We start from the raw sequence: 23,584 nt of genomic DNA, 5'->3' as shown, positions 1-23,584 counted from the left end.
ATGCTCCTAAAGGGTCGAGTTGTCCAGGACAAAGCGGTACTTGACGTCCCCGGCCACCATGCGGTCGTAGGCGGCGTCCAGCTCCGGTGCGGCAACCATTTCAATGTCGGAAACAATCCCGTGTTCGGCGCAGAAGTCCAGCATTTCCTGGGTTTCGGCAATCCCGCCGATCAGGGAACCGCCGTAGGCCAGGCGCTTGCGGATCAGCAGGCCCGGATCCACGGGCGGCATTTGTGCCGGCGGCAGCCCCAGCTGGATGAGGGCGCCGTCGCGCGCCAGGGTCTGCAGGTACGGGTTGAGGTCGTGGACGGCCGCCACGGTGTCGATGATCGCGTTCAGCGTTCCCTTCGCAGCGGCCATCTGTGCCGGATCGGAGGACACCACCACGGTGTCGGCACCGAGCTCAAACGCCGCGGCTGCCTTGCCCGGTGAGGTGGTGAAGACAGTGACCGAGGCCCCGAGCGCCTTGGCGATCTTGACGGCCATGTGCCCCAGCCCGCCGAGGCCCACCACGCCGACCGCGTCGCCGTCCTGCACGTCCAGGTAGCGCAGCGGGGAGTAGGTGGTGATGCCGGCGCACAGCAGGGGCGCGACGCCGGCCGGGTCCAGCCCGGCGGGCACGTTCAGCACGTAGTTCTCATCCACCACGATCGACGACGAGTAGCCGCCCTGCGTCACGCCGCCGCCGTTGCGGCGGTCCACCACGCCGTAGGTGCCGGTGTTGCCTTTTTCGCAGTACTGCTCAAAGCCTTCAAGGCACGAGTCGCATTCGCGGCAGGAGTCCACCATGCAGCCCACGCCCGCCAGGTCCCCCACGGCAAAGCCCACCACGTCGGCGCCCACCCGCGTGACCCTGCCGACGATTTCGTGGCCCGGGACCAGCGGGTAGCGGGCCGGCCGCCATTCGGAGCGGACGGTGTGCACGTCGGAGTGGCACAGCCCGCAAAAGTCGATGGCGATTTCCACGTCGTGCGCCCCCGGCTCCCGGCGCTCAATGGTGCTGGGGTTCAGTCCGGAGGTGGCGGACGTTGCTGCGTATGCTTTTGCTTGCGTCATGGTTCAACCCTATCGCCACCGGCACCGGTCTCCACGGGCCGTTCCGGGCGGTTGGACCACGCCGACCACGACCCGGGATACAGGGCAGCAGGGAACCCGGCAATTTCCAGGGCCGCAATTTCGTGGGCCGCCGTCACTCCGGAACCGCAATACACGGCCACCTCCGAACCCTCCCGCACGCCCAGCGCCGCAAACCTCGCCCGCAGTTCCTCCGCCGGCAGGAACGTGGCATCCTGCGCCAGGTTTCCGGCCGTGGGTGCGCTGACTGCCCCCGGAATGTGCCCGGCCCGCGGGTCGACCGGCTCCGTCTCGCCCCGGTACCGCTCCCCCGCCCGGGCGTCCAGGAGGATGCCCGGCCACCGGGCGGCCCCTTCCGTGTCCACCGTGGCCCTTGCCCCGTAATGTACGACGGCGTCCCCCGGCTCCGCCGTCTCCTCGCCCTGGGCGAGCGGAAGGCGGGCGGCGCGCCAGGCCGCCAGCCCGCCGTCGAGCAGGTGGACATTGTCGATGCCTGCGTAACCCAGGAGCCACCAGGCGCGGGCAGCGGCGGCTGCCCCGGCGTCGTCGTAGGCCACCACGGTGTCCCCGGTGCGGAGGCCCCAGCGGCGGACGGTTTCGGCGAAGTCGGGCTCGGCGGGCAGGGGGTGGCGGCCGTCGCGCGGCTCCCCGTGCCCGGCCAGCTCGGTTTCCAGGTCCACGAAGACGGCACCGGGGATGTGGCCGGCCGCATAGTGCGCGCGGCCGTCCGGGTCGCCCAGCGCCCAGCGGACGTCGAGCAGGACGGTCCGCAGGCCGGCCGCCCGGCGTTCCTGAAGTTCGGCAACGTCCATCAAGACGGTCATGTGCAGCTCCTTTGTGGTGGTTTTACCTCAAATCTAGCCCCGGGCCGGGCGCAAACCACCGAACCGCGTGCACGTTAAGCTGGCTGGATGACAACACGGCAAGCGGAGCAATGGTCCTGGACGCACCAGGCGATGGCAAAGGTGCAGGCGGAAAACAACCGCAGCGCGGATACGCACCTGTACAAGGTCGAGCTGCCGCCGGGGTGGGGCGTGGACCTGTATGTGAAGGACGAATCCTGCCACCGCACGGGCAGCCTCAAGCACCGCCTGGCCCGCTCCCTGTTTTTGTTCGCGCTGGTCAACGGCTGGATCCATGAGGGCACCACGGTGGTGGAGGCCAGCTCCGGCAGCACGGCGGTGTCCGAGGCCTACTTTGCGCAGCTGCTCGGGCTGGATTTCACGGCGGTCATGACGCGGGGCACCAGCCCGGAAAAGATCGCCTTGATCGAAAGCTTTGGCGGGCGCTGCCACTTTGTGGACCAGGCGGACCAGGTCTATTCGGCGGCCGCGGAGGTGGCCGCGGCATGCGGCGGCCACTACATGGACCAGTTCACCTATGCCGAGCGGGCCACGGACTGGCGCGGCAACAACAACATTGCCGAGTCGATTTTCAGCCAGCTCTCCCACGAACGCTTCCCGGAGCCGCAGTGGGTGGCGGTCGGGGCGGGCACGGGCGGCACCTCGGCCACGATCGGCCGGTACATCCGCTACCACGGGCATGCCACGCAGCTGGCCGTGGTGGACCCGGAGGGTTCGGCGTTTTACCCGGCGTGGCAGTCCGGCGAGCTGTCCGTGGTGACGGGCAGGTCCTCCCGCATCGAAGGGATCGGCCGCCCGCGCGTGGAGCCAAGCTTCGTGCCCGGCGTCATCGACGCCATGTTTGAAGTCCCCGACGCCGCCTCGGTGGCAGCCATGCAGCATTTCGGCGACCTTGCCGGGCTCCATGCGGGCCCCTCCACCGGCACCAACCTGTGGGGCGTGTGGCAGCTGGTGGCCGGGATTGTGGCCGCCGGGGAGCAGGGCAGCATTGTCACACTCATGTGCGACGGCGGCGAACGGTACACGGGCAGCTACAACAACCCGGCGTGGCTGGCCGGCAAGGGCCTCGACCCGGGGCCGCACCTGGCCTCGCTCCAGCGCTTTTTCGAGACCGGGGTGTGGACGGGCTAACAAGGCGCGGCCGGCGGCGTGCCATGCTGGCGAGGGCGGGTAAAATTTCACCTGCCCCGGACACTATGGCACGCCGCCACGCAGGCAGGCAGGCAGCCTAGACCTCCACGGAGTCGCCGGCTGCCAGGTGCCGGAAATCGGTCCCGTGCTGCGCGCCCAACCGGGCAATGTGCGACTCCGTGAAGGCCAGCCCCGACTCGTTGAGCAGGGCGTCGTGGATCTGGAAGGCCTTGGGCGCCCGCACGGACACGACAAAGTCCACCACCTCGGCGACCTTCGACCACGGGGCGTGGACGGGCACCAGCAGCGTTTGGACCTGGACGCCCGGGGGAACAATCAGGGAATCGCCCGGGTGGTAGACGGCGTCGTCCACCAGGTAGCCCACATTGGCGACCACGGGGATGGACGGGTGGATCAGGGCGTGCTGGCCGCCCAGGCAGCGGACGGAGAAGCCGGCGGTGGTGAAGGTGCCGCCCGCCGCGGTGGTGTGGACCTGCCCGGCAGTCCCCGGGGCGGCGGCGCGCAGGGCATCGGCCACCACGGCCGGGGCGTGGACGGGCAGGGAAGGTGTGGCTGCGAGCGCGGCCAGCACGGCCTCCTGGTCGAAGTGGTCGGCGTGTTCGTGCGTGATGAGGATGGCGTCCGCACCGGCCAGCACCTCGCCGGTTTCGGAGAGGGTGCCGGGATCAATCACGAGCGCCCCGTCTTCCTTTTCGATCCGGACACAGGCGTGGGAGTATTTGGTCAGCAACATGGTGCCAGCCTATGCCCGCCCGGGCCCCCGCGGCAGGCACGGCGTGATCCGTACTTCCCGCCACCGCCCGCAGTTGGCCCGTGCGCTAGGCTGGTTAATTGGAATGAAGCCACGTGAAAGCAGGTTGTACGCATGTCTGGAGGGCCTGATTCCGGGGCGCCTGTCCCTGAAACGCCGGTCAAGGAACAGCGTGTCACCAAGCAGCGCCTGGCCATCAGCGCCGCCCTGGACGGCCTGGACGACTTTGTCAGCACCCAGGAACTGCACCGCCTGCTGGCGGACAAGGACGTCCGGGTCTCGCTGGCCACCACGTACCGGATCCTGGCGTCCATGGCCGAGGAAGGCCTGGTCGACACCCTGCGCAACGGCGAGGGCGAGGCCGTCTACCGGCGTTGCTCGGCCACCAGCCACCACCACCACCTGCTGTGCCGCAACTGCGGGAAGACCGTTGAGGTGGAAGCCCCGGCCGTGGAAAGCTGGGCCGCCCGGATTGCCAGGGAAAACGGCTTCACCCAGGTCCAGCACACCGTGGAGATTTACGGGCTGTGCCCGGAGTGTGCCGCGGGCTGACCCTTCCTAGCCGCGGGCCATGGGCGGCACAAAGTCCCCGAGCGGCTCACGCACCCACCAGTCGCCGGTGCCGCGCCACTCCCGCCAGGTGCTGTAGCGGTAGCTGAACACGCGGGCCCGCACCCAGGCCGGCCGCTGCCCGCCAAACGGGTCACGGCGCAGGAGCTTCAAGGTGGCGGGGTCGGCGTCGAGCAGCTTGTTCAGGAACGGCACAAACCAGTTCAGCCCGGGCGATCCCAGTGCCAGGAACCACATCAGCCAGTCGAGCCGCAGGTGGTAGGGCGCGAACTGCCGCGGCATCCGCCCCGGCTCCCCCGGCTTGCCCCGGAACCCGTACTCCTGCCACGGCCCGGCCACCGGGTCCCCGGCCGTGCCCTCCACCACCACCTCATACCGCTGGCGGGTGATGGAGCCGAACGCGCCGTAGGCATTGGCCAGCCGCCACCGGTTGAAGCTGCCGTTCATCACCTGGTTCCGGGAGAACAGGTTCCGCAGCGGCTGCCAGCTGAGCACCAGCATCAGGAGCCCCATGGCGAGCACGACGACGGCGAACCAGGCGGGCATTCCCGGCCCGCCCTGCGCCGTGGCCGGCGTGGCGACGGCCGAGAAGGCGGCCACAATCGTGATGACGTTGAGCCAGGCGAAGTTGCCGGAGAGGACCAGCCAGCACTGGGTGGCAATGATGACCGCGGCGGCCACCGTGGCCACGGGCTGCGGGGCAAACACAAAGAACGGCACCACCAGCTGGGCGAAGTGGTTTCCCAGCACCTCGGCCCGGTGCAGCGGCTTGGGCAGGTGGTGGAACCACCAGCTCAGCGGGTTCGGCATGGGCTGGGTCTCGTGGTGGTAGTACAGGGCCGTCAGGTCCCGCCAGACGGGGTCGCCGCGCATCTTGATCAGGCCCGCGCCAAACTCCAGCCGGAACACGAGCCAGCGGAAGGCAAACAAGGTGACGGCCGGCGTCGCGGTCTGCTCCGAGCCGAGAAACGCGGCCAGGAAGCCGGCCTCCAGGAGCAGGATTTCCCAGCCAAAGCCGTAAAAGACCTGGCCCACGTTGACGATCGACATATACAGCAGCCACATCGCCGCAAACACCAGCATCGGCACCCAGGCGGGCCCGCGCTGCGGCAGCCCGGCCACCACGCACAGTCCCAGCACGGCCCCGGTCCAGGCCACGGCGCGCAGCAGCCGGTCCGAATACCGCCACCGGAACAGTGTGGGCCCGGGCGTGCGCACCACGCGTGAGAGGTAGCGCGGGACGGGTAGCAACCCGTGTTCGCCCAGCAACGCCGGGAACTGGAGTGCGCCGGAAACAAAGGCAATGACGAAAATGGCCGCAATGCCGCGCTGGAGCACAAACCGCGCCAGCCCGTAGTCCGCGGAGTCCAACCAGCCGGTCCAGCCCGCGGCCGGAACATTCCAGTCCATGCCCCCACGCTAGCCCCTGGCCCCGGGCCGGACCAGCGTCCCGTGGCGCCACTTCCGCAGCGCGGCGGCGGGGCCTCTAGGCGCGCGCCGGGAGCGTGGCCCGTGCCGTCCAGCCCCGGCGCCTGCGCACCGCCCCGGCCACGCGGCACACCAGGTAGATCACGAACGACAATGTGGTCACGTAGGGCGAAATCGGAATCCGTCCGCCCAGCGCCAGCAGGATTCCCCCCACCGTGGCAACGATGGCAAAGGCAACGCTGAGCAGCACCACCATGCGCGGCGCCGCCGTCACCTGCAGCGCCGCGGCGGCCGGCGTGATGAGCAGGGCCAGCACCAGCAGCGCGCCCACCACCTGGATGGACAGCGCCACCGAGATGCCCAGCAGGAACATGAAGGCCACCGACAGGGTGCGCACCGGGACCCCCCGGGCGGCGGCAATGTCCGGATCCGCGCTGGCAAAGGTCAGGGGCCGCCAGATGACCACCAGCCCGGCGATGACCACCAGCGCCGTGACGGCCAGGGCGGAGAGCTGGGTGGAGTCCACCGAGACGATCTGCCCGGTCAGCAGGCCGAACTTGTTGGCCGCCCGGCCCTGGTACAGGGACAGGAACAAGATGCCCAGCCCCAGCCCGAACGGCATGATGACCCCGATCACGGAGTTCCTGCCCCGCGCGCGCACGCCCATGGCGCCCAGCAGCAGTGCGGCCAGCACGGAACCCACCAGCGAGCCGGCGATGACGTCGGCACCGACCAGCAGCGCGAAGGCGGCCCCGGCAAAGGACAGCTCGGCGATGCCGTGGACGGCAAAGGCGAGGTCGCGCATCATGACGAAGGTGCCGATGAGCCCGCCCACCAGGCCCAGGATGGCCCCGGCCAGCAGCGAGTCCCGGAACAACGGGATGAGTTCGGCATAGTCGGTGAAGTTGAACACCGCGTTGGTGAAGTCGGCCCAGCTCATGCCGCTCCCCCTTCCGGCATGTGCCCGTCAATGACCGCCTCGGGCATGCCCACCACCACAATCCGGCCGTTGCTGTGGAGCACCTCGACATGGGTGCCATACAGCGTCGAGAGGACTTTGGTGGTCATGACCTGCTCCGGGGTGCCGATGGTGAAACGGCCGCCGGCCAGATACAGCACCCGGTCCACGTGTTCCAGGATCGGGTTGATCTCATGGGTGACAAAGACGACGGCGGTCCCGTTGGCCTTGGCCTGGTGGCCCACCAGTGCGCTGACGGCCTTTTGGTGGTTGAGGTCCAGGGAGAGCAGCGGCTCGTCGCACAGCAGGACCCTCGGATTGGGGGCCAGGGCCTGGGCGATGCGCAGCCGCTGCTGCTCGCCGCCGGAAAGCAGCCCCACGGGGACGCGGGCGTACGGTGTGGCCCCCACCTGCCCCAACAGTTCGTCCACGCGGCGCCGGTAGGCCCGCCCGCGCAACCGGATCCCCCACCGGTGTCCGTCCACGCCCAGGCCCACCAGGTCCCGGGCACGCAGCGGAGTGTCCGGTGCGAAGTGCTTTTGCTGGGGGACGTAGCCAATGCCGCGGTGGCCGCGGCGGGCGGGTTCGCCGTCGACCGCCAGGGACCCGGAGCTGAGGGGGGAAAGGCCCAGCAGGACCTTCAGAAAGCTCGTCTTGCCGCTGCCGTTCGCGCCCAGCACGGCCAGGAATTCACCGGGGGCGACGTCCAGGTCCAGGCCGTCCCACAGCACCCGGTCGCCGAAGGCCAGCCGGGCATCGCGCAGGCGGACGGCGGGCCGCCCGGACGGCAGGGCGGCCGGCAGCTCGTGGCCGGGCGCACTCACGGGGCCGTTGCCTTCGCATGGTCCAGGGCCCCGGTGAGGTGCGCGGTGTTGGCGGCCATCCACTCCAGGTAGGAGTCGCCGGCCGGCAGTGTCTCGGAGAAGTCCACCACGGGGACGCCGGCGGCCTGCGCCGCCTTTTTCACTTCCAGGGTCTGCGGGCCTTCCGTTTGTTCGTTGTAGGCCAGCAGGTCCACGGTTCCGGAAGCCATGAGCGCCACTGTATCGCGCAGCACCGTGGTGGGGACGTCGGAGCCGTTTTCAATGGCCGTGCTGAATGCTGCCGGGGTCTTGTTGGCCAGCCCGGCGGCCTGGAGCAGGTACACCGGCACCGGTTCGGTGATGGCGGCCGTGGCGCCGGGGTGTGCCGACTTCAAGGCCGCCAGCTTGCCCTCCAGCCCGTCCAGCCGCCCCTTGAAGGCCGAGGCGTTGGCCTTGAATGTGGCGGCACGGACGGTGTCCAGCGAGCTGAACCGTTCGGCGAGTTCATCGGCCAGCTTGGCCATGGTGGGCAGCGAGTACCATACGTGTTCGTTGAAGTCCGCACCCTTGTCCAGGCCGGAAAGCTCACTGACGTTGACCACCTTGGCCGGGTCCAGGACGCCGCTGGCGAGCCGGCCGAAGAAGTCGTCGTAACCGCCGCCGTTTTCAATCCCGACGGCAGCCTTGGAGACCGCCAGCTTGTCCTGCGCGGTGGCCTCGTAGGAGTGCGGGTCCGCGGCGGCACTGTTGATGATTGAGTGCACCGCCACGTCGTCGCCGCCGATCGCCTCGGCGATGCTCCCGTACACGTCGGTGGAGGCCACGACGGCGATCCTGCCCCCGCCTTGGGAGCCCTGGGTGCCTGTGGCTGCCGTGGTACCTCCGCCACAGGCGCCCAGGGCCAGGGAGGCGGCCACGGCCAGTCCCAGGGTCAGTGCTGTGCGGCGCAGGTGCATGCGAAGGTCCTCCAAGGAAAGCTAATGAGAATAATTACCAATAAGTCTTCCCACAGCATAGCCTAATTGGGAATCGTTCGCATCAAGCCTTCCGGCGCTCCTGGACCTGTGTCTGCGTGGCGTCGCGGATCTCGCCCACGAGCTGTTCGATGACGTCCTCCAGGAACAACACCCCCACCGTCCGCCCCTCCGCGGAAATGACGCGTGCCACGTGGGATCCGGTGCGCTGCATGATGGCCAGCGCATCCTCGATCTCCTCGTCCGCGGACAGGTTGACGAGGGAGCGCACCCGCGCCTCCCCGATCGGCAGCTCGTAGCGCTCCACCGGAATGGGCAGCACGTCCTTCAGGTGCAGGTACCCCAGCAGGGTCCCGGCCTCGTCCGCGAAGACAAAGCGGGAGAAACCGGTCTTGCCGACCTTGTGCTCAAAGTCCACGGGGGTGGCCGACGGCGGCAGGGTCACCACCTGCCCCAGCGGCACCATGATGTCCCCCGCGCGTTGCGTGGAGAACTCCAACGCACCGTTGATCAGCCCGGTCTGGTCATCCACCAGGCCGCTGCGCGTGGACTCGGCCACGATGGACTGGACCTCCTCCAGGGTGAAGGAGGAGGAAACCTCGTCCTGGGGCTCAATCCGGAACAGGCGCACAATGTGGTTGGCACTCCAGTTCAGGGCCACGATCACCGGCCGCACGCCCTTGCCGATGAGCACCAGCGGCGGGGCGAGCAGCAGTGCCGCCTTGTCCGCGGCGGAGACGCTCATGTTCTTGGGCACCATCTCGCCAAACGTCACGTGCAGGAAGGTCACGAGCAGCAGGGCCACCACAAAGGCCACCGGCGCGGAGATGCTGTCCGCGACGCCGATGGCATGCAGCGGAGCCGACAACATGTGGTGGATGGACGGCTCCGCCACGTTGAGGATCAGCAGCGAGCAAACGGTGATGCCCAGCTGCGAACAGGCCAGCATGAGCGAGACGTTCTCCATGGCGCCCAGCGTGATCTTGGCCCGCTTGGACCCGGTCTCGGCGAGCGGTTCCACCTGGCTGCGGCGTGCCGACATGATGGCGAATTCGGCGGCGACGAAGAAGGCGTTGCCCAGCAGCAGCACCACAAGCCACACCAGTCCGGCCCAGCCGCTCATTGTCCACCACCGCCCGCCGGTTTCCCGTGGGGCACGACGCCGGGTTCCCCCGTTGCGGGGGCCGGCGCCGGGATGAAGCAGATCCGGTCAATGCGGTGGCGCTCGAGCCGGTCCACCACGAGGGTGCCGCCTTCGACCGGGACGGTGTCACCCACCACGGCGATGCGCCCGAGTTCGGCCATCATGAAACCGCCGACGGTTTCATAGCCTGCCTCGTCCGGCACGTTGAGGGCACCGATGCGTTCGGACACCTCGTCGGGGCGCATGAGGCCCGGGAAAAACCAGTTGCCGTCCGCCCCCTGCAGGATGCCGGGCTTGGTGCGGTCGTGTTCGTCGGAGACCTCCCCGACGATCTCCTCCACCAGGTCCTCGAGGGTCGTGACGCCGGCGGTGCCGCCGTATTCGTCCTGGACCACCGCCATCTGCAGGTTGCCTTCGCGCAGTTCCAGGATCAGGGCATCCAGGTGGACAGTTTCGGGCACGCGCAGGACCTCGGTCATGATGGCGCCGGCCTCGATGTCGGGGCGCTTGCGGAAGGGGATGGAGACCGCCTTTTTCAGGTGGACCACGCCCAGGATGTTGTCCGGGGAGTCGCCAATGACGGGGAAGCGTGAGAAGCCGGTGCGCCGGGCGGCAGCGATGATGTCCGCCACGGACTGCTCGGATTCGATGGTTTCAACGCGCATGCGCGGGGTCATGACATCGGCGGCCGTCCGTTCGCCAAAGCTGAGCGTGCGGGCCACAAAGCGGGCGGTGCCTTCATCCAGCGTGCCCATGGCGGCCGAGCGGCGCACCAGGGAGGCCAGCTCGGCAGGTGACCTGGCGCCGGAAATCTCCTCCTTGGCTTCCATGCCGAACACGTGCAGCACCTTGTTGGCCACGCCGTTGAGCAGCAGCACGGCGGGCTTGAAGACGGCGGTGAACACGAGCTGCGGGCGGGCCACGGCCTTGCCGATCTCGAAGGACTTGGCGATCGCCATGTTCTTGGGCACCAGTTCGCCGATGAGCATCGACAGAAGTGTGGCAATCACCATGGCGACGGCGAGGGCTGCGGGCGCCGCCGCTGCCGCCGGAACTCCCACGGCTGCCAGCGGCACGTCCAGCAACGCCCCCAGCGAGGGCTCAATCAGGAAGCCTGTCAGCAGGGTCGTGAGGGTGATGCCGAGCTGGCAGCTCGAAAGCTGGGTGGAGAGGGACTTCAGGCAGCGCAGCAGCGGCGCGGCGGCCGCATCGCCGTTGTCGACGGCGCGCTGGACCGTGGTCTGGTCAAGTGCCACGAGGGAAAATTCAACGGCCACGAAGAATCCGGTGCCGAGTATGAGCAGCAGCCCTGCTGCCAGGAGGATCCACTCCATTTAGATGCCCCCGGTTTCAGCGTTGCAGCTGTGGGGGTTGGCCGCCGGCGGAGGGTGGTCGGCGCTGGGGCCGGCCGGCGTGGAGGTGGCGTCATGGCGGGCTCTGGTGCGGGGTTTGCCGGCTTGTGCAACGTTCGCGGCGGGGCATCGGCGGATACCCTGCGAACCGTTGTGCCGGCCCCTAGATTTACTTTCCATAGGATTTTTAGTCTACATGAGCGGCCTTCACGCCACCGCGCACCCGAGCTACGGGGCGGCATCGTGCCGGGTCAGGCGCCGGGCAGGACGGTGCTGCCGTCAAGGGCGTGGTAGGCGCGCTCATGGTAGACGAGCGGTGCACCCTGGGACGGGGCATCCGGGGCGATGATCCCCACGACGGAGGCTGCCACGAGCAATGAGGCGCCTGCCGGCGTGCGGCTGAGGATCTCACAGCGCAGGGCGAAGCCTGCGTGCCCGAGCAGCGGTTCGCCCGTCGGCAGCCGGGTCCACGCCGTCGAGCCGGCAAAACGCTCCGAGGTGGGGCTGGCGAAGGTGCGGGCCAGGGACAGGTCGGCTGCCGTGAGCAGGTGCACCACGATCGAATCGGCATCGGCAAGGGCGGCGGCAGAGCCGGACCGCGACGCGAGCGAGAACGCGAGGATGGGAGGCTGCGCGGAGACGGAGGCCACGGAGGAGGCCGTCACGCCGACCGGCCCGGTGCCGGAGTCCGCGGTGATGACGGCCACGCCGGCCGGATGGCCGCCGAACGCAGCCTTGAAATCGGCCGTCAAGGCCCAGGTGGGGTCCGTGGCCGCATGCACTCTCATGTGAGATGTCCCTTCCAAGGCACACCCGCCGCCGCGGCGGGCCACCAGCAACACTAGAACCTCAACAAAGGTTGAGGTCAAATCCGCAGGCCCCCATCTGGGTCGCAATGGTTGCAGGGGAAAGCGCTTTCACACCGGCCGAAACCGCATCAACTGCTGCCCAGTCGGGTCGATGCGGTCAAAGGCACGGGCGCCGGGCCGGGTGCCGGCCACCTGGTCGTTGGGGTTCACGAAGCCGCACTCGGCCAGCGACAGGCAGCCGCAGCCGATGCAGCCGCCCAGGCTGCCGCGCAGCTTCTCCAGGGCGGCGATGCGCGTGTCCAGTTCGCCGCGCCAATGTTCCGACAGCCGCTGCCAGTCGGCCTGGGTGGGCACGCCGTCGGAGGGGAGTTCGGAAAAGGAGTCGGCCACGAGGGCCAGCGGGATCCCTGCGCGCTGGGCGGCCCGGATCACGGCGACGCGCCGCAACACGGAGCGACGGTAGCGCCGCTGGTTGCCCGGCGTGCGCGTGCTCGAAATCAGGCCCTGCCGCTCATAGAAATGCAGGGCCGAGACGGTGACGCCGCCGCGTTCGGCGAGCTGGCCGACGCTCAGCTCCTCGTCGGCGCGGTGCCGGCCGTCGGCGTCGTCCGTCATGAGGGACTACTTTCCGGCCACGCGCCTAATGCCGGCCACCGCCTCTGCCAGAAGTTCGTTGATGCCCGCGGCGATGTCGATGACCACACCGCGTTCGTCCGCGCCCAGCGGTTCCAGGGTGGCCAGCTGGGATTCCAGGAGTGCCGGCGGCATGAAGTGCCCGGAGCGTCCCTCCAGCCGTGAGCTGAGCACTTCGAGGGAGCCGTCCAGGTGCAGGAAGATGGTGTCCGGGGCCTTGGTGCGGATGATGTCGCGGTAGCTGCGCTTGAGCGCCGAGCACGCGATGACAATCCCCGCTGCCTTGGTGTTGGCCAGCTCGTTGCCGACGATTTCCAGCCAGGGCAGGCGGTCCTCGTCGTTCAGCGGTGTCCCGGCAGCCATTTTGTGGATGTTGGCCAGGGGGTGCAGCGAGTCGCCGTCCAGGAAGGGGATGTCCATGGCATCGGCCACGAGGGCGCCAATGGTGCTTTTTCCGGAACCGGAGACACCCATGACGATGACGCGGGTGGCGGCACGGGGGCCCGCCTGGCCTTGAGTGTTCTGCAACGGCATGTCCATACTCCCTTATATACCAAAACCGGGCCCCCGTGCCCGCGCCGGGGCTGCCGGGGCCCGGCCGGGCCAACCGGTGCTGTATCAGAGGCGGGTGTCGAAGGAATCGCAGAACACGTTCCCGTTGAACGTGCCCTGGAATTCCGAGAGCCCCTGGATCTTTTCAATCGTGGCCCGGATGGCTTCGCGGGTCCCGGCATGGGCGTGGATGGCCGTCTTGACCATGGGCACGTCGATGAGGTGGTTGGGCTGGTTCAGCGAGACGAACACCGTGGGCACCTCGGTGGTGTACCACGGGATTTCCGCGGCCATGGGGGTTGACCACTTGATCCGGATGGCTGCTTCCTGGGCGAATCCCTTGACGTTGGCGAACACGAACGCGGCGTCGTACTTCTCCGCGTAGTCCCCGGCGGCCTCTTCGGAGATGACGGACATGAAGTTCACGCCCTCCTCCCCTGCCGCCTTGCGCTGTTCGGCGGTCTTGAAGACGTGGACCTCAAAGCCGGCCCGCTCCAGTTCCGCGGCCACCACGTCCAGGTAGCCCAGCGGGTCCGCCATGGTGAAGTCCGATCCACCGGACACGCCGTAGAGGCGGATCCTCTTGTGCGTGGCCGGGGCGATGGGCAGGTTCCGGGCCGTGTCCTTGACCAGCGTGACGGTCTTGTCCGCAATCCCGGCGGCAATGGCCAGGTGTCCGGGGCATCCGATCACGGCCAGGGCCTCCACCGGCGGGACCAGGGCGTCCCGGTCCGCCAGGTGCAGGCCCAGGGACGCCTTGAGTGCCAGGATGCGGCGCAGCGCGTCCTGCAGGCGGTCCTCGGTGATGGTGCCGTTGCGGTAGCCGTCCAGCATGTAGCCAAAATCCTCCGCAGGGTTGCGGAAGAACAGGAACATGTCGCAGCCGGCCGCGATGGCGGCCGGCACCAGGTCCCGGCGCTTCATGGCCTGGGTCATGCCGATCATTTGGGAGGCGTCGGTGAGGATCACGCCGTTGAAGCCGAGTTCCCCGCGCAGCAGGTCCCCCAGCAGTTCGGGAGCCAGCGTTGCCGGGCGCAGCTCCGCGTCCGCCGTGCCGGGGCGGAAGTGGCGGGTCAGTTCCGGCGCCCCGATGTGCCCGGCCATGACCGACTGCACGCCGTGCGCAATCATGTCCCGGTACACCTGCCCGTAGCTCTTGTTCCATTCCTCCCAGCCGAGGGTGTTCCAGGAGGTCACCACGTGCTGGTCGCGCTCGTCGATGCCGTCGCCCGGGAAGTGCTTCATGGCGCAGGCAGTGGGCGATTCGCTGATGCCGTCAAAGTATTCCTTGGCGCGTTCCACCACCACCTCGGGCGTGTTGCCGAAGGAGCGGGTGGAGATGACGGTGTTGCGCCAGTTGTAGTGGATGTCCACGATGGGTGCGAACGCCCAGTTGCAGCCCAGCGCCGCGGTTTCCACCCCTGCCACCTGGCCCATCTGCCGGGCAATGGACTTGTCCGGGTGGGAGCCGGCCTGCAGGTGCGTGGAGACGAAGGTGCCGTCGTCGCAGCTGCCGGCGCCGCCCATTTCCGGGTTGGAGGCAATCAGCAGGGGAATTTTCGTCTTGGACTGTGCGTGGCGGATGTGCGCCTGGACTGCGGCGGACGGGCCCGGACGGTACCGCATGCCGCCCACGTGGAAGGTCTGAAGCACCTCCTCGAGGTATTCCGGGGCGTAGCTGTTGTTGTGGTTGATGAACAGCTGGCCGATCTTTTCCTCCAGCGTCATCGACCCAATGGTCGACTCCACCCAGGCCACGCCGGCGTCGTCGAGGTTGAACGGGGCGGCCCGCAAGTCCACTGCGTACGTCATTGCTTCTCCTGATGCTTGCGTTTGTTCCGTGGCCTAGGCCGTGTGGCCCGGGATGGTGTGCCGGAGGCGTTCGACGGCGTCCCCCACCAGGGCGGGGACCGGCGCCGAAATGTCCATCACGACGGCGGTCTCGTCGTCATCCAGCGGCTCCAGTGTGGCCAGCTGCGAATCGAGAAGCGCCGCCGGCATGAAGTGCCCGGAACGGCCCTCGAGCCGGGATCCCAGCACCTCGCGGCTGCCGTCCAGGTGCAGGAAGACCGTGCCGGGCGCCTGGTCCCGGATGGCGTCGCGGTATTGGCGCTTGAGTGCCGAGCAGGCCACGACGAGGCCGTTGGGCGAGGCGGCCAGCTCCCGGCCGACCGTTTCCAGCCAGGGTGCGCGGTCGGCGTCGTCGAGCGGCGTTCCTGCGGCCATCTTGGCGATGTTCCCCACCGGGTGCAGGGAGTCCCCGTCCGTGAACGGCAGGCCGAGCCCGCGTGCCACCAGGGCGCCGATCGTCGTCTTGCCGCAGCCGGAGACCCCCATGACCACAATGTGCGGCACCGCGCCGACGGCAGCGGCTGGTTGCCCGGCGGCTGCCGTGGTTGCTGTGTCCGTCACCAGTCGTGCACCGTGCCGTCGATCAGGCGGTTGTAGGGCAGGTAGGCCTGCTGGTACGGGAAGGCCGCCGCCGCTTCCTCGTTGAGCTCCACGCCGATGCCGGGCTTGTCGCCGGGGTGCAGGTAGCCGTCCTTGAACGTCATGGACTGCTCGAACACCTGGTTCGTCGCATCCGAGTGCTGCATGTATTCCTGGATGCCGTAGTTGTGGATGGCCAGGCCCACGTGCAGCTGTGCGGCAAAGCCGATCGGGGAGATGTCGGTGGGGCCGTGGAAACCGGACTTGATCTGGTACTGCGCGGCAAAGTCCATGACCTTCTTCAGCGGCGAGATGCCGCCAAAGTGCGTGGCGGCGGCACGTACGTAGTCGATCAGCTGTTCCTTGATGATGGTCTGGAAGTCGTAGACCGTGTTGAAGATTTCACCGATGGCCAGCGGGGTGGTGGTGTGTGAGCGGACCAGGCGCAGCGCTTCCTGGTTCTCGGCCGGGGTGCAGTCCTCGAGCCAGAACAGGTCGTACGGCTCCAGTGCCTTGCCGAGCTTGGCCGCCTGGATGGGGGTCATGCGGTGGTGGCCGTCGTGCAGCAGGGGCAGTTCCGGGCCGAACTCGTTGCGGACGGCCTCAAAGACCGTGGGCAGGTGGCGCAGGTAGGCGCGGGTGTCCCAGTCCTCTTCCTGCGGATAGGTGCCGCGGCCGGCCGGCTCGTAGTCGTAGCGTTCGCCCGAGGCCTGGGCCTGGGCGGCAACGCCATAGACTGCCTTGATGCCGGGGATCGCCGTCTGGACGCGCACGGACTTGTAGCCCAGCTCAAGGTGCTCGCGGATGGAGTCGAAGAGCTGCGGGATGTCGGTGCCGGAGGCGTGGCCGTACGCGCGCAGGCCGTTGCGTGAGGCACCGCCGAGCAGCTGGTACACCGGCAGCCCGGCGATCTTGCCCTTGATGTCCCACAAGGCCATGTCGACGGCGGCGATGGCGGCCATGGTGACCGGGCCGCGGCGCCAGTACGAGCTGCGGTAAAGGAACTGCCAGGTGTCCTCGATGCGGTGCGGGTCGCGGCCGACGAGCAGCTGCGCCACGTGCTCCTTCAGGTAGGCCGCCACGGCCAGTTCGCGCCCGTTCAGGGTGGCGTCGCCGATGCCCGTGACGCCCTCATCCGTCGTGACCTTCAGGGTCACGAAGTTGCGGCTCGGGCTGGTGACAAATACTTCTGCGGAAACAATTTTCACGAAGAGTTCCTTCCGGGATGGGCTTTGCTTGGGGTTGGCAGTTCGGGCGGCGTGCCGGGAGCGGCAGCTGCGGCTTAGTTCTCGGCGGTTTCGGCGGCGTTGCCGCCGGCAGTGCCGCCGTCGGCCGGGCTGCCGTCTGCAGCGTTGCGGGCCTCGGAGATGCGGACAGCGCGGCGGAGGCTGATCTCATGGACGATTTCCTTGTGCCTGGCGTCCGTCAGCGGGTAGATGACCATGACGAGGATGGCCAGGATGGCGAAGACCATGGGCAGCAGTCCGGCACCGGCGCGGATGCCCAACAGGGCATGGGCGCTCTGCTGGCCCGCACCGGCGGTGTAGCCGCCCCAGGCCAGGGCAAAGGCGGCCAGCGCCCCGCCGACGGCCTGTCCGGTCTTGCGCGTGAAGGAGAACAATGCGTAGGTGATTCCTTCCGTGCGGACGCCGGTCTTCCACTCACCGTATTCCACGGTGTCCGCTTCGAGGGCCCACACCAGCATGCTCACCAGCAAGGTGCCCATCTGGGTGACGAGGACTCCGGTGAAGGCGAGCCACACCGTGTTCGCCGGCGCGAGGAAGACGATCAGCCCGCCGAGTCCCATCAGGACGCCGGCAGCCAGGTAGATGTTCTTCTTGCCGAACACGCCCACCAGGCGGGGCAGCAGGGCCGCCAGTCCGAAGGTGAGGAAGATGTTGACGATCGACATGACGGCGTACAGCTCCAGGGAGTGCAGCACGTCACGGAAGTAGTAGATCTGCACGGTGCCGACAGCGAGCTGGCCGGTCAGGAACAGGAACGAGCTGATGCACAGCAGCAGCAGGGGCTTGTTGCCCTTGAGGGTGGAAAAGCTCTGCCGCATGGAGACCTTGGAGACCTCGCGGACCACGCGCTCCTTGGTGCTGAACACCGTGAACATGTAGAGCGCGGTGCCGATGACGGCGAAGATGAGCGTCATGGTGGTGAACAGCGGCTGCAGCTTGGCGCCGTCCTTCATCAGCGGGGCGATGAAGATGCCCAGGAAGGATCCGACGGCCACGGCCCCGATGGTGCGGGCGCTGGCCAGCTTGGCGCGTTCCCCCGCGTGCTGGGTCATGGCACCGGCAAGGGAGCCGTAAGGGATGTTGACGAAGCTGTAGGCCAGGCCCAGAAGCGCGTAGCTGACATAGGCCCAGAGCAGCATGCCGGACTGGCCGATCTGCGGGATCGAGAACGCAGCGACGCTGAGCAGCAGCAGCGGGATCGAGCCGAACATGATGAAGGGGCGGAACTTGCCAAGCTTCTTGTGGTAGGTCTTGTCCACGAAACGTCCTGCGAGGACGTCGGAGAAGGCGTCGAAGATGCGGACCACAAGGAGCAGGGTTCCGGCGGCGGCGGCACTGATGCCGGCCACGTCGGTGTAGTACAGCAGCAGGAACATGGTGGCCGTGGTGAAGGCCAGGTTGTTGGCGGCGTCACCGGCTCCGTAGCCGATGATGCTCCGCCTTGACAGTGGGCCCATGCCCTTTGCGGCGGTGGCGGATGCCCCGCCGGTTGGTGTTTTTGCAGTCATGGTCATTTTTGGGCTCCTTTACCCATTCCCACCGAATATGCGCTTCGGTGGCACGTTCACGGTGCCGGCCCCCCGTGGCCCTTCGGTGGACCGCTGCGGGGACTTCCCCTCGGCGGAAAGTGGGCCGCCGCTTGTCAAACCGGCATGTGAGCTGTATTACGAACCAGTTAACCAGCTCCGACAACATTTGGCAACCGCTTGCCACAATTTTCTTTAATTTCGGCGAATTTTCTTGTTTTGTCTTGTTTTGTCTTGTTTTGGCCCGCCGGCCGTCCGGCAGCATCATGGCGCTCCCCCACCGGGAAAGCGCCACGATCGCCAGTCGAGGGGTGCTAGGCCACGGGGGCCGCTGCCGCTATGCCTGCGACCTGGGCAGCCACGGCCGCCACGGCGGTTTCGTCAGCTGCCAGCTGTGCGTCCAGGATGCCCAGGAGGGCCTGCAGGTCCTCGCCGGCGGGCAGCTCCAGGGCGGCCGCCAGCGCGGCACTGGCTGCATCCGTGACCGTGGTGCCGGTCCGGTGGGCATCGCGCAGGTACGACACCCAGGCGGCAATCATCCGGGCCGCCCCCGCGCCGGAGCGTCCGGCGGCCAGTTCGGCCTTCAGGACGGGGACGGCGCGCATGCGCAGCTTGCTGGAGCCGTCCATGGCGATCTGGGCCAGGTGGTGGGCAATGCGGGCGTTGCTGAAGCGTTCCAGCAGTGCGGCCCGGTAGGCCGGAATGCCCAGCCCCTCGGCGGGCAGGTTGCGTCCGGCCTCATCCCAGAATTCGGTGATCCAGGCGGCGCAGGCGGGGTCCGCCAGGGCCTGCGCCACCGTGGCATGCCCGCGCAGCTGGCCGGCGTAGGCCATGAGCGAGTGGGCGCCGTTGAGCAGCCACAGCTTCCGGTTTTCAAAGTCCTCGATTTCGTCCACAAAGACGGCGCCGGCACTGGCCCAGTCCGGATGCCCGGCGGGGAAGTCCCCGCTCAGCACCCAGTCGGCGAAGGGCTCGGTCACCACGGGCGAGGCGTCGGCCCAGCCGCATTCGGTTGCCACGAGGGCGACTTCGGCATCCGTGGTGCGCGGGGTGATCCTGTCGATCGAGGTGCCCACAAAACTGACGTTTTCACCGATCCAGGCACCCAGGCCTGGGTCTGCGGCGTCGGCCAGCCCGCCGATGGCCGCCCGGGCCGCCCGGGCATTGTTGGCGAGGTTGTCGCAGGAGACGACGGCGATGGGCCCGGTCCCGGCGCTGCGCCGAGCCGCGAGTGCCTGGACCAGGCGCCCGGGCGCGGTTGCGGCGGCGGGCAGGTGGCCGGCGTCGGACGCGGTGCGGGCCGCCTGGGTCCGCAGCACCTCGATGTCGTCCTGGACGGCCGTGTTGGCCGTGTCCAGGGCGCCGTCGGCAGCCAGGTGGTAGGCGGCCTCCGTGATGGTCAGCGTGACCAGTGCGGTGGAGGGGGCCGCGACAAGCCGGCACAGCGTGGCGACGTCCGCGCCGTCGTGCGCCTGCACGATGCTGGTCATCAGCTCAAAGGTGTCGCCGGCCCCGCCGCGTTCGATGAGCGTGTACAGCCCGTCCTGGGCGGCCAGTGCTGTGGCGGCGTCGGGGCGGCGGCCGGTGAAGGCGGCGATGCCCCACTGCGCGCCGTCGCCGGCATGCTGGGTGTACCAGGCCTGGTGGGCGCGGTGGAAGGCGCCCAGGCCCAGGTGGACAATGCGCACGGGCGCGGCCGGCGCGGCCTTCACGGTGCTTCGGTTCAACGGCTCAGTCACAGCTTGAAGGCCCTCCGGGGTGCGGCGTCAACGATGTCGACGATGATTTCATGGGCACGGTCCTCGCTGACACGGCTTTCCGCGACGAGGCGGGCCAGGAAGGCCGCCTCGATGCGGCGCGAGGTGTTGTGCCGGGCGGGGATGGAACAGAAGGCGCGGGTGTCGTCGATGAACCCCGAGGAGCGGGAGAACCCGGCCGTCTCGGTCACTGCCGATCGGAAGCGCAGCATGGCGTCCGGTGCGTCCAGGAACCACCACGGGGCGCCGATGAACACGGACGGGTAAAAGCCGGCCAGCGGTGCAATTTCGCGGGAAAAGACGGTCTCGTCGATCGTGAACGGGATCAGGTGGAAGCCCGGGGCGGTGCCGAAGTCCTCCAACAGGGGGCGCAGGGCCTCCGTGTAGCTGACCGCAAACGGGATGTCATGGCCGGTGTCGGGGCCGAACTTTTTGAAGGATTCGGTGTGGTGGTTGCGGAACACGCCGGGGTGGATGGTCATGACCAGGCCGTCCTCGACGGACATGCGGGCCATCTGGTAGGTCATGTGGGCCTCGAACGCGTCCGCGTCGGCGGGCGTGGCACTGCCGCGCAGGCCCTTCGTGAAGAGCCCTGCCGCGGTGGCGGAATCCAGGCGCAGCGTCTGCGCAGTGCGGACGCCGTGGTCCGCGGAGACGGCGCCGTGCTCCACAAAGTACTGGCGGCGGTTTTCCAGGGCGCGGATGTAGCCTTCGTAGCCGCTCAGGCCGTCGCCGGCGACGTCGATCAGCTTCTCCACGCGCTCGGCCCAGCCGGCGGCGGCAAACTTGATGTAGGCGTCGGGGCGGAATGTTGGCAGCACCCGGCCTGGGAACGTGGGGTCCTTGGCGATGGCCGCGTGCGCGGCGAGGTCGTCCAGGGGGTCGTCGGTGGTGGCCAGGACCTCGATCCTGAAGTCCTTGAACAGCTGGCGCGGGCGGAAGGCCGGGCTCTTGAGCTTGGCGTCCAGTTCATCAAAGAGCGCGTCCGCGTTTTCCTCGTTGACCGGCCGGGACAGGCCGAAGACGTGCTCGAAGGAGTCGCGCATCCAGTAACCGGAGGCCGTGCCGTCAAACAGGGGCCAGGCCTTGGCGAATTCGCGCCAGGTTTCCCGGGGTTCCACGGACGTGGTGCCGCCCATGCGCAGGCGTTCGAGCGGCACGCCGCTGGCATGGATCAGCCGTGTGACGTAGTGGTCCGGGCTGACCAGCAGCGTTGCCGGGTCCGGGAACGGGGTGTCCAGTTCCAGCATGGCTGCGTCAACGTGGCCGTGCGGGGAGATGATGGGCAGCTCCTCGACCCGGGCGAGGAGCCCGCGGGCAATGCTGCGCGTTCCCGGGTCGGCGGGGAGCAGCCGGTCCGGATCGGCTGCCGGGGAAGGCCTGGCGGCGGACGTGCCTGCGGCGGCTGTGGCGGTGGAAGAGGGGGAGTGTGACATACATCAATAATCCACGTCCCCACGGCATTTTGTCAACCGGTTGCCAAACATTGCCGTGGGGTTCAAACGGCGCAGCCAGCCGTTACAACCGGCCCTATCGATTGGCCCTATCGATGGGGGCGTCGGGGCCACCTGGGGGCCCGGCCCCTTCCCACCGTGCGGCGTCACTCCGGGCGTGCCCGGAGCCCCTCGATCCAGGAATGCAGTTCACTGGCGTCGCGGAGCAGCTGGTCCGGGCTGTCGCCGGCCACAAATTCCAGCATCAGGTCAATGCTTCCCGCACTGCCTTGCGCCAGGGTCTCCAGGCGCTCCCGCCAGGCTCCTGCGTGGACTTTCAGCGGCAGGCGGTTGGCCCGGGCGTCCCAGGAAAAGACGTGGAGGGCCCCAACCGTGCCGCCCAGCTGCCGCAGCTCGGCCAGGGCAAGCGGCCCGTCGATGCCGGGCCGTGGCTGCCAGTAGCTGCGGACGGGCAGCGAAGGGTTGTCCCGCGCCGCCGCAATGTCGGCCAGGAGGCGCACCGTGGATTCGGCAGTGTCGGTGAGGGTGTTGGGATGGAATTCGAGGTGGAGCGTGATCCCCTCCCCCGCGGCAAGGTCGGCCGCCCGGGCAATGTTGCCGGCAATCCGGGCACGGTGGTCCGCGCTGCTCCCCGCGGATCCCGAGGCGCCGGCCCAGACGCGGATCCGCGGCGCGCCCAGGCGTGCCGCCGTGGCGGCGATGTCCCCGAAAGGCGCACCGTCCGCGCGCCAGTAGGAGCCGTAGCTTTCCACGTCCAGGCCGGCACCGGCGCAAAGTGCCGCGGCCAGGGCGGCCTGGCGAAAGTTGCCCGGCTGGACGTGGACGTCGCCGCTCCAGGAGACCTTCCCCAGCCCGGCCCGGGCCGCCAGGGTGGCGACGTCGTGGAGGGGAAGGGACCGGAAGGTGACGGACATCAGGCCGGCGGTAAAGCGTGGCATCCTGTCATTCCCCTCGGGCTTTTTGGTGTCCCAACGGCCCGGGCCGGGCAGCGGCCGGGTCAGGCAGGCGCCGGGCCGGTCGATCCGCGGAGCACCAGCTCGGTCTTCAGCGAAGGCATCGCCCGGTCCGAGGCTCCCTTGTCCAGCGCATCCAGCACGTATCGGAGCGCGCCGGCACCGTACTCGTGCAGCGGGGACTTGATGGTGGAGAGCGGCGGCGTGGTGAAATCGGAGCCAAAGATGTTGTCAAAGCCCAGGATGCTCAACTCTTCGGGAATCCTGACCCCGGCCGCCTGCAGCTCCCGCATCAGGCCGATCGCCATGAGGTCGTTGTAGCAAAACACGGCCGTGGCGGACCCTTCCCGGACCGCGGCGGCCGAGCGCCGGCCGCCGTCGACCGTGGGCACGCCGGAGGCAACGACCGTCGCCTCGATGCCGGACCAGTCGCTGCGGGCCTTGATGCTTTCCCAACGCCGTTTGGACATCCAGGACCGGTCGGGGCCGGCAACGTAGGCGATGTGCCGGTGGCCCAGCGTGGCCAGGTGCCGGATGGCGTCGGCCACGCCCGCATCGGTGTCGGCAACCACCGACGCCACGTCCTCGACGTTGCGGTTGACCACCACCACGGGCTTTTGCGCGGCCAGCTGCTGGATTTCGGAGTCGGCCAGGCGGGGGCTGGCCAGGATGAGCCCGTCCACCGTGGCAAGCAGGCGCCGCGCGGCGGTCAATTCCAGCTCGGCGGACTCGGCGGATTCGGCCAGCATCAAGGTGTAGTCATGGTCCGAGGCGGCGGTCCCGGCGCCCCGGATGACGTCAAAAAAGGCGGGGTTGGTGATGTCGGAAACAATTAGGCCGATGGTTCGGGTGCGGCCCGTCGGCAGTGCGCGGGCAAACACATTGACCTGGTAGTTCAGCTCCGCCGCGGCGTCTTCGATCCTTTTTTGGGTCTTGGCGCTCACCCGCCCGGGTGTGCTCAGCGCACGTGAGACGGTGGAGGGGTTGACGCCGGCCAGCTCCGCGATGTCGTAAATGGTGGTGGCCTGTTTCCCGTTGCGGGGGCGGGCCGCGGCGGGCCCCTCACCGCCGCCTGGATTGCTGGTGTCAGTCACTCCGGGTTCCTTTGCAATTGGTTGCCAGCTGCCAGCTTAACGCACGGCCGGCGGGCCCCC

Annotated in this window: 20 protein-coding genes and 1 pseudogene; 2 read left to right on the top strand and 19 right to left on the bottom strand. The window is 68.5% G+C overall.

Annotated elements, in window-relative coordinates; genetic code table 11:
• Positions 1-6 precede the first annotated feature (6 nt).
• Together G6035_RS09175 and G6035_RS09170 are read right to left on the bottom strand one after the other, a co-directional pair.
• Positions 7-1,056, bottom strand: coding sequence for an NAD(P)-dependent alcohol dehydrogenase (locus G6035_RS09175; RefSeq protein ID WP_176616784.1), 1,050 nt, complete (start codon positions 1,054-1,056; stop codon positions 7-9).
• A complete protein-coding gene (locus tag G6035_RS09170; RefSeq protein WP_176616783.1) occupies positions 1,053-1,898 on the bottom strand; it encodes a sulfurtransferase in 846 nt (281 codons plus the stop codon). Before G6035_RS09170 ends, G6035_RS09175 begins: the two co-directional genes overlap by 4 nt.
• Before the next feature lie 87 nt (positions 1,899-1,985).
• On the opposite strand from G6035_RS09170, the gene G6035_RS09165 reads away from it, so the two are divergent.
• Complete coding sequence (locus tag G6035_RS09165; RefSeq protein WP_176616782.1) at positions 1,986-3,068, top strand: PLP-dependent cysteine synthase family protein; 1,083 nt, start codon at positions 1,986-1,988, stop codon at positions 3,066-3,068.
• Between the two features lie 97 nt (positions 3,069-3,165).
• On the opposite strand, the gene G6035_RS09160 is transcribed toward G6035_RS09165, so the two are convergent.
• The gene (locus tag G6035_RS09160) at positions 3,166-3,822 is read right to left on the bottom strand and encodes an MBL fold metallo-hydrolase (RefSeq protein ID WP_176616781.1); all 657 of its coding nucleotides are present in this window, start codon (positions 3,820-3,822) and stop codon (positions 3,166-3,168) included.
• 132 nt (positions 3,823-3,954) lie between these two features.
• Between G6035_RS09160 and G6035_RS09155 the strand changes: the two genes are divergently transcribed.
• Entirely contained in the window at positions 3,955-4,392 is a 438-nt protein-coding gene (locus tag G6035_RS09155; protein ID WP_176616780.1) for a Fur family transcriptional regulator, read from the top strand.
• A 6-nt stretch (positions 4,393-4,398) separates the two neighbouring features.
• Here G6035_RS09155 and G6035_RS09150 read toward each other — a convergent pair whose 3' ends face one another.
• From G6035_RS09150 to G6035_RS09070, 16 genes and pseudogenes are all read right to left on the bottom strand, one after another.
• Positions 4,399-5,820, bottom strand: coding sequence for a lipase maturation factor family protein (locus G6035_RS09150; RefSeq protein WP_176616779.1), 1,422 nt, complete (start codon positions 5,818-5,820; stop codon positions 4,399-4,401).
• 76 nt (positions 5,821-5,896) lie between these two features.
• A complete protein-coding gene (locus tag G6035_RS09145) occupies positions 5,897-6,778 on the bottom strand; it encodes a metal ABC transporter permease (protein ID WP_176616778.1) in 882 nt (293 codons plus the stop codon).
• A complete protein-coding gene (locus G6035_RS09140; protein ID WP_371130936.1) occupies positions 6,775-7,620 on the bottom strand; it encodes a metal ABC transporter ATP-binding protein in 846 nt (281 codons plus the stop codon). Before G6035_RS09140 ends, G6035_RS09145 begins: the two co-directional genes overlap by 4 nt.
• Positions 7,617-8,555, bottom strand: coding sequence for a metal ABC transporter solute-binding protein, Zn/Mn family (locus G6035_RS09135; RefSeq protein ID WP_176616777.1), 939 nt, complete (start codon positions 8,553-8,555; stop codon positions 7,617-7,619). Before G6035_RS09135 ends, G6035_RS09140 begins: the two co-directional genes overlap by 4 nt.
• 82 nt (positions 8,556-8,637) lie before the next feature.
• Positions 8,638-9,696, bottom strand: a complete 1,059-nt coding sequence (locus G6035_RS09130) for a hemolysin family protein (RefSeq protein WP_176616776.1) — start codon at positions 9,694-9,696, stop codon at positions 8,638-8,640.
• The gene (locus G6035_RS09125; RefSeq protein ID WP_176616775.1) at positions 9,693-11,051 is read right to left on the bottom strand and encodes a hemolysin family protein; all 1,359 of its coding nucleotides are present in this window, start codon (positions 11,049-11,051) and stop codon (positions 9,693-9,695) included. The genes G6035_RS09130 and G6035_RS09125 overlap by 4 nt, the downstream gene beginning before the upstream one ends.
• Before the next feature lie 269 nt (positions 11,052-11,320).
• On the bottom strand, positions 11,321-11,857 hold the full coding sequence (locus tag G6035_RS09120) for a flavin reductase family protein (protein ID WP_176616774.1): 537 nt from the start codon (positions 11,855-11,857) through the stop codon (positions 11,321-11,323).
• A gap of 129 nt (positions 11,858-11,986) precedes the next feature.
• The gene (soxR, locus tag G6035_RS09115) at positions 11,987-12,493 is read right to left on the bottom strand and encodes a redox-sensitive transcriptional activator SoxR (protein ID WP_176616773.1); all 507 of its coding nucleotides are present in this window, start codon (positions 12,491-12,493) and stop codon (positions 11,987-11,989) included.
• Between the two features lie 6 nt (positions 12,494-12,499).
• A complete protein-coding gene (locus tag G6035_RS09110; RefSeq protein WP_176616772.1) occupies positions 12,500-13,045 on the bottom strand; it encodes a gluconokinase in 546 nt (181 codons plus the stop codon).
• 84 nt (positions 13,046-13,129) lie between these two features.
• Positions 13,130-15,400, bottom strand: a pseudogene (locus G6035_RS09105) (gluconokinase, GntK/IdnK-type).
• Between the two features lie 71 nt (positions 15,401-15,471).
• Positions 15,472-16,701 carry a D-mannonate dehydratase ManD gene (gene manD / locus G6035_RS09095; RefSeq protein WP_176616770.1) on the bottom strand — a complete coding sequence of 410 codons (1,230 nt, stop codon included), beginning with the start codon at positions 16,699-16,701 and terminating at the stop codon, positions 15,472-15,474.
• Between the two features lie 74 nt (positions 16,702-16,775).
• Entirely contained in the window at positions 16,776-18,254 is a 1,479-nt protein-coding gene (gene uidB, locus G6035_RS09090) for a glucuronide transporter (protein WP_256127867.1), read from the bottom strand.
• 326 nt (positions 18,255-18,580) lie between these two features.
• Positions 18,581-19,993, bottom strand: a complete 1,413-nt coding sequence (locus G6035_RS09085; protein WP_218063068.1) for a mannitol dehydrogenase family protein — start codon at positions 19,991-19,993, stop codon at positions 18,581-18,583.
• An 8-nt stretch (positions 19,994-20,001) separates the two neighbouring features.
• On the bottom strand, positions 20,002-21,459 hold the full coding sequence (uxaC, locus tag G6035_RS09080) for a glucuronate isomerase (RefSeq protein ID WP_176616768.1): 1,458 nt from the start codon (positions 21,457-21,459) through the stop codon (positions 20,002-20,004).
• A gap of 164 nt (positions 21,460-21,623) precedes the next feature.
• Complete coding sequence (locus G6035_RS09075; protein ID WP_176616767.1) at positions 21,624-22,415, bottom strand: sugar phosphate isomerase/epimerase; 792 nt, start codon at positions 22,413-22,415, stop codon at positions 21,624-21,626.
• Between the two features lie 59 nt (positions 22,416-22,474).
• The gene (locus G6035_RS09070) at positions 22,475-23,524 is read right to left on the bottom strand and encodes a LacI family DNA-binding transcriptional regulator (protein ID WP_176616766.1); all 1,050 of its coding nucleotides are present in this window, start codon (positions 23,522-23,524) and stop codon (positions 22,475-22,477) included.
• Between the last annotated feature and the right edge of the window lie 60 nt (positions 23,525-23,584).

This window comes from Arthrobacter sp. SDTb3-6 (assembly GCF_013376095.1).
Taxonomy (GTDB): domain Bacteria; phylum Actinomycetota; class Actinomycetes; order Actinomycetales; family Micrococcaceae; genus Specibacter.
This window is presented reverse-complemented; position numbering and strand designations above follow the sequence as displayed.

Coding starts and splice junctions, on each gene's coding strand:
- G6035_RS09175 (WP_176616784.1), bottom strand. CDS start 1,056: ATGACGCAAGCAAAAGCATACGCAGCAACGTCCGCCACCTCCGGACTG.
- G6035_RS09170 (WP_176616783.1), bottom strand. CDS start 1,898: ATGACCGTCTTGATGGACGTTGCCGAACTTCAGGAACGCCGGGCGGCC.
- G6035_RS09165 (WP_176616782.1), top strand. CDS start 1,986: ATGACAACACGGCAAGCGGAGCAATGGTCCTGGACGCACCAGGCGATG.
- G6035_RS09160 (WP_176616781.1), bottom strand. CDS start 3,822: ATGTTGCTGACCAAATACTCCCACGCCTGTGTCCGGATCGAAAAGGAA.
- G6035_RS09155 (WP_176616780.1), top strand. CDS start 3,955: ATGTCTGGAGGGCCTGATTCCGGGGCGCCTGTCCCTGAAACGCCGGTC.
- G6035_RS09150 (WP_176616779.1), bottom strand. CDS start 5,820: ATGGACTGGAATGTTCCGGCCGCGGGCTGGACCGGCTGGTTGGACTCC.
- G6035_RS09145 (WP_176616778.1), bottom strand. CDS start 6,778: ATGAGCTGGGCCGACTTCACCAACGCGGTGTTCAACTTCACCGACTAT.
- G6035_RS09135 (WP_176616777.1), bottom strand. CDS start 8,555: ATGCACCTGCGCCGCACAGCACTGACCCTGGGACTGGCCGTGGCCGCC.
- G6035_RS09130 (WP_176616776.1), bottom strand. CDS start 9,696: ATGAGCGGCTGGGCCGGACTGGTGTGGCTTGTGGTGCTGCTGCTGGGC.
- G6035_RS09125 (WP_176616775.1), bottom strand. CDS start 11,051: ATGGAGTGGATCCTCCTGGCAGCAGGGCTGCTGCTCATACTCGGCACC.
- G6035_RS09120 (WP_176616774.1), bottom strand. CDS start 11,857: ATGAGAGTGCATGCGGCCACGGACCCCACCTGGGCCTTGACGGCCGAT.
- soxR (WP_176616773.1), bottom strand. CDS start 12,493: ATGACGGACGACGCCGACGGCCGGCACCGCGCCGACGAGGAGCTGAGC.
- G6035_RS09110 (WP_176616772.1), bottom strand. CDS start 13,045: ATGCCGTTGCAGAACACTCAAGGCCAGGCGGGCCCCCGTGCCGCCACC.
- uidB (WP_256127867.1), bottom strand. CDS start 18,254: ATGACCATGACTGCAAAAACACCAACCGGCGGGGCATCCGCCACCGCC.
- uxaC (WP_176616768.1), bottom strand. CDS start 21,459: ATGTCACACTCCCCCTCTTCCACCGCCACAGCCGCCGCAGGCACGTCC.
- G6035_RS09075 (WP_176616767.1), bottom strand. CDS start 22,415: ATGCCACGCTTTACCGCCGGCCTGATGTCCGTCACCTTCCGGTCCCTT.